Source organism: Halomonas daqiaonensis, assembly GCF_900109725.1.
Taxonomy (GTDB): domain Bacteria; phylum Pseudomonadota; class Gammaproteobacteria; order Pseudomonadales; family Halomonadaceae; genus Halomonas; species Halomonas daqiaonensis.
In genome coordinates this window covers 1-4,654 of the sequence record NZ_FOBC01000038.1, presented here as the reverse complement: position 1 = coordinate 4,654, position 4,654 = coordinate 1, and the positions used below count along the sequence as shown (strand labels likewise).

The following is a 4,654-nucleotide window of genomic DNA, read 5'->3' as shown; positions in this document are numbered from 1 at the left end:
AAGCGCCTCGTCGGCGAGGGCGTACCACTGTTGCAGGAAGTAGATCCGCAGCATTCGCTCCAGGCCAATCGGCGGCCGGCCCCGCTTGCCTGCCGAATTCGGAAAGTAGGACGGCGACAGTGCGTCGATCAGTCGTTGCCATGGCACCAGGGCATTCATCTGGGCCAGGAACCGCTCTCGGCGGGTAACCTTCTTCTTGTTCTGGTGCTCAGCCTGGGCGAACGAGATCTGCTTCATCGGGTGGCTCTGTCAGACGGTGGCAGGAAGGTCAGATTATACCCCGCCGGTACCCATCAGGCAGCTGCGGCGAGATTTGTGCAGCGTTTCCCTAGATGGACTGCAGAACGACGAGTGAATGAAACTTTCACGGTAAGGATCTCACCGCCTCCATCACCGTGGATTCTAAGCGGGTCCGCCCCGACAATATCATCTTTTGTGATTGTTTCCGACCCTGAGTTCCAAAATGCAAGCCTAGTTAGCGAAAGCGTCTTTACGGGTTTATTCTTAAACGCTATCGAGAGCTCTGGCACTGTACCCAAACTATTTTGAATTAAGGGAAAAGTACGAACATTAAAGACCGGGCGTTTTTCGCGCTTGCTCTGTAAATAAAAGTAGATTGAAAGTGAGATTCCTGCAATAGCAAGTGTGAGAAATACGCTGTTTACAGCGATGCCACCTTCCAGCCATTTCGAGTAAGAACCCATTACGCCCCCTGTGTGGTCCAAACGCTCACATCACCGGCCAAAAACGAGCGGCAGAAGTTTTGCGGCCTGTGTGATAGCGAATGTTATACATCACGTTAATTACCAATCCTTTAGCTTTCATAGCGTCATTTTACTGTCGACTAGTTGCCAAGCGCGATTGAAATCTGCTGGTCGATAGCATCGGACAACTCCTTTAATTCTCTATTCGCGCACTCTCGGATCTCGCCGGGTGTTTTCGGAATATTTTGGCTATACTCGGGAGCCTCTTCCGGAACGATGCCACAGTCATAAATAACTATTCCTTCTTTGGTTGCCTCATATTTGTCAAGATACTTACTCAAGTTACTTACTGACCCTTGATAGGGTTCGCGTGACGCACAACCGACTTTAAATATCTTTACAGTGGTTGCAATAATACCTAAGGACATGCCAATCTTCACAAGCTCAAGTGAAATTCTCACTCGGTCGCCGAACTGTGCCACATCGACGGGATTTTCGAAAACTGCAGTTGGCAATCCAAGGAAAAGCAAATCAAAGCTCATGTAGAAAACAATGGCCAACACCTTTACAAGTATTATCACTGATTCGACTGGTATCCACTCCGCAACGAAAAGGCTGCATAGCAGAAAGGTTACGATCCCTGAGAAAATCCTCTCAAGTTTTTCCCAAGAGTTTATCGGATGCCCCTTTGATGCTGCAATCGTCAAAATTTTTTCCTTCACGCGCCCCAATGAACCTTTCTTGGATCCTAGAATCTTCACTGTAAGTTTATTCGTAGACAAAAGATAGATTCGCCGTGACAGAGGATCACCAAAATACTCATTAAGTCTAAATACTACAAGTAGGCCACGGTAGATCAAAAAAACCGCAGACAACCATACCAAAAATGAATATTGAGGCTCGAAGAACTTAAGAAAAAAAGCTACTGAAGCAATAACAGTCCAAGTCACCAAGTTGATAACAATGTGGAAGAATGAAACAACAATTGACTTCCCTATGAGAAGTGCTCGATGCAGAAATGCATATTTTAAAGAATGGCCAAATAGCTTGCGCTCTTCTTCAATATGCTGCTTATAAATGAGAAAAGAATTCCTCGCCGGAAGCGGTAATTCAACCCACATCAGCAACCTCCACTACTGCATTTTGCAGATTTTCCAAATTGGGTTATATAGAGCAGTGAGTTATTAAACAATATACATATTAAATGCTCAGATGCTGGCTTGACTACACATGGCCGTTCAAGCATATTATTCCGAACGCCACCAACCCCATCCCACTTAAGAATTAAAACGTGGCACTGTAAAATAAGACAAATCAATGATCATGTTGAATAAGCCGTGTGAACGGGCATGCAGCGTTTCCGGTCTTCCACTTCTGGTTGCCTGCTACCTCAACCGCCCCATCAGCATAGGCTAAGGTTCCTAAATCGGCCAGTAGCTGACATTAAGCTGGATATAATAGAACGACGCCATCACGAGTTTTTCGTGTGAATGGTATTATTATGAGTTCTCAATTTTCGCCAGCCGTTCTGCTGCGGAGGTGACTTTGAAACCTTCTAGCCGCCCTTTATGAAAGACTCTTTGAATAGGCATTGCCAGCTTGGCATGCATGTAATCGACGCCGTCTCGCAAAGCTTCAGCTTTGAGGTCTAGCCCAGCTCTATATCGCTCTATGAAAATCTTTTGATGGTCATTTCTTAAATTCGACCATATCGGAAGGCAGAGATTATCTTCAAATGCTACAAATTCTAAACCATCTTTGGGTAGCCATTCATCGCTCACATACTTTACGGTAATAATAAGCTTCTCATCCGGATCTCGATAAGTATCAGTCCAGTAGCACTCGATAGACTGAACTTGATTATCGTCGACCAAAATCCCCTCTGGCCCACAGATATTGAATCTAGGAGCGGCTTAACAATATTGTCGACATCGTAAGCACTAGAGTGCTCGTATCTATGTTGTTCGGTCACTCTCCATTCGATGATAATCTTTACATCACCAGAAAGCAAAAAACCTGTGCCTTTAACTATAGAAGAAACAAAATCTTTAAATTCGCGTTTTTTGGCTGATTTTGACTGTAACGATACTGGAGAGCGTCCAACTTCGAAAACAATCTCTCCGTATTCTGGAGGTTCTTTCCTCAAATGCTCGTTCATAACTTCTCTAATCCTTAACACCTGATCTAGGGTGCGCATGAGACAACGGCCGCTATTGTGGAAGAAAAATGAGCATAGGGTTACACATCACCTTCTGCGATTTGTTGGACAACATTTACGCCAGCCTTCTTTCCTTGAGTCTCCTCTTAAACTCTGGCCCATGCCCGCCAGAAACCAGATAGGCAAAGACTTCTCTCAAATCTCGCCTGAGATCGAACAGATCGTCCACCGCCAACGGTGCATAGGGGGATTCGCCGAAGCGGCTACTCGGGTGCATAGTCATTACGCGCTGCTCGTAGAGTTCTTCGAAGTATTTTCGATCTCCTGGATCGATGCCTAATGGCCTATTGAACGTGTCATCAAGCCATTTTCCTGCATCCCTAGCAGTTGGGTTATCGATTCCCGAGTACTTCAGCGACTTAACGACTAACGAGAACGATGCCTCGAGCGCAATGCAAGCCACAATAATAGCTTCTTCAGTGAACTCGTAGTATCTCGATAACATGTCGCACTTGATCAGGCATGTAATTCCACGCAACAGCACGTGATCTGACGCCCCGACACTACTCAAAAAGCCCGGCTGCCGATTCAAATGAACTTCACTCTCGAACAATTGATATGGAGCGCAAAGTCTTTCCGTATTCGTAAACTCCTCGAGAGCGAGGACCCTTAACTCATTCTGGACCGCGCTGTCCTTTAGGTCGACTCCGGGCGGATCCAAAAGGGCGAACGTTGTATGCTCGGGATATAGTAGTATCTTAGGGCCTTCGGCGTCCTCACAAAGTAGGATAGATGCCCAGAAGCGGACTTCTTGCGGCGTTGCCCAATCCATTTCCGAATAAGGGAAATTTGACGTCATCTGATCGTATGGCCGTGCATGAACCACTGTAAATACGATCTCATCGTCAGCAAGGTAAAGTGCCTCTTCGGACGCACAGGTGCCTCGGGGATACTGTCCTCGCGGATTGAAAATCCGTATGCGCAATGCAAAGTTTAGCCGACATCGGGACATATCTTCAAACGGCTTTATAAATTTCATGATGCTACGCCTATGTAACGCAATGAATACGCTCAGCCGCGCCGCTGTTTGGCGTCCGCTGGAGAGCCTTGTCACCCGCGGCGCAAATGAGGACGGACAGTGTCTTCGATAGCATTGACTGCTGCCTTTATTTTCCTGTTGAGCGGGTTATTTTCATCTCCTCTCGACGCATGGGCGGTACCCCTCATCGCTTTTCCAAACTCTCTATCTGTTTTGAAGTTCTCACCACGATGCACCTTGTCTTCAACGACCGCTTCCATCGCAACCTGCAACTCCCTTGAGCACTGCCGGAGTTCGTCCGCTTTTGTTCTGATGTCACTACCCCAGAGGGCCTCGGCCTCAAGCACATGGGTTTCGAATTCTTGAAGTGCCTCACGTACAGGAGCCCAGCGGTCCCGAGTTCGACAGATAGAAGCGTAAACTATTGATTAGCCTGGATACGCATTTCGAAAATTGGCACTACAAGCGGGATGCGGCAGGTGCCGGTAGCCCAATCGCCTCGAAAAGGTCGCGTTGTTCAGGCTTCAATTTGGTTAGGCCGCTCGCCGTCTCGCGACGGTGAAGCAGGACCTGGTGGAACTGGATCTTGCGGGCAATTTCCAGCGCCCGCGTCGGTGACAGTGGGTTATCACTGGCCTTCAAGCGCATTCGCAGCACGCGGTAAAGCACCAGGGCGAGGAAGCAAATCAGCGCGTGGGCGCGGATGCGATCCGGTAGCCGGTGATACACCGGCGCGATCTCGATATCGCTCTT

The 4,654-nt window shown here is 47.7% G+C and carries 6 protein-coding genes and 1 pseudogene; all 7 read right to left on the bottom strand.

Features of this window, described 5'->3' with window-relative positions; all coding sequences use genetic code 11:
• Window positions 1-237: transposase (locus tag BMY30_RS17410; RefSeq protein ID WP_139195559.1), on the bottom strand; the 237-nt coding region annotated here is incomplete at its 3' end.
• Window positions 238-293: 56 nt separating this feature from the next.
• Complete coding sequence (locus tag BMY30_RS17760) at window positions 294-704, bottom strand: hypothetical protein (RefSeq protein ID WP_139195558.1); 411 nt, start codon at window positions 702-704, stop codon at window positions 294-296.
• A 140-nt stretch (window positions 705-844) separates the two neighbouring features.
• On the bottom strand, window positions 845-1,825 hold the full coding sequence (locus tag BMY30_RS17755) for a hypothetical protein (protein ID WP_139195557.1): 981 nt from the start codon (window positions 1,823-1,825) through the stop codon (window positions 845-847).
• Between the two features lie 378 nt (window positions 1,826-2,203).
• Window positions 2,204-2,578 carry a hypothetical protein gene (locus tag BMY30_RS17750; RefSeq protein WP_139195556.1) on the bottom strand — a complete coding sequence of 125 codons (375 nt, stop codon included), beginning with the start codon at window positions 2,576-2,578 and terminating at the stop codon, window positions 2,204-2,206.
• Window positions 2,579-2,977: 399 nt separating this feature from the next.
• Window positions 2,978-3,901, bottom strand: coding sequence for a hypothetical protein (locus BMY30_RS17400; protein WP_139195555.1), 924 nt, complete (start codon window positions 3,899-3,901; stop codon window positions 2,978-2,980).
• Between the two features lie 71 nt (window positions 3,902-3,972).
• Entirely contained in the window at window positions 3,973-4,248 is a 276-nt protein-coding gene (locus BMY30_RS17745; RefSeq protein WP_139195554.1) for a hypothetical protein, read from the bottom strand.
• A 112-nt stretch (window positions 4,249-4,360) separates the two neighbouring features.
• Window positions 4,361-4,654: pseudogene (locus tag BMY30_RS17395) on the bottom strand (IS1634 family transposase); the annotation flags it as partial.

Bases quoted from the DNA above. Each gene is read 5' to 3' on its own strand.
- BMY30_RS17755 (WP_139195557.1), bottom strand. From the start codon at position 1,825: ATGTGGGTTGAATTACCGCTTCCGGCGAGGAATTCTTTTCTCATTTAT.
- BMY30_RS17760 (WP_139195558.1), bottom strand. From the start codon at position 704: ATGGGTTCTTACTCGAAATGGCTGGAAGGTGGCATCGCTGTAAACAGC.
- BMY30_RS17400 (WP_139195555.1), bottom strand. From the start codon at position 3,901: ATGAAATTTATAAAGCCGTTTGAAGATATGTCCCGATGTCGGCTAAAC.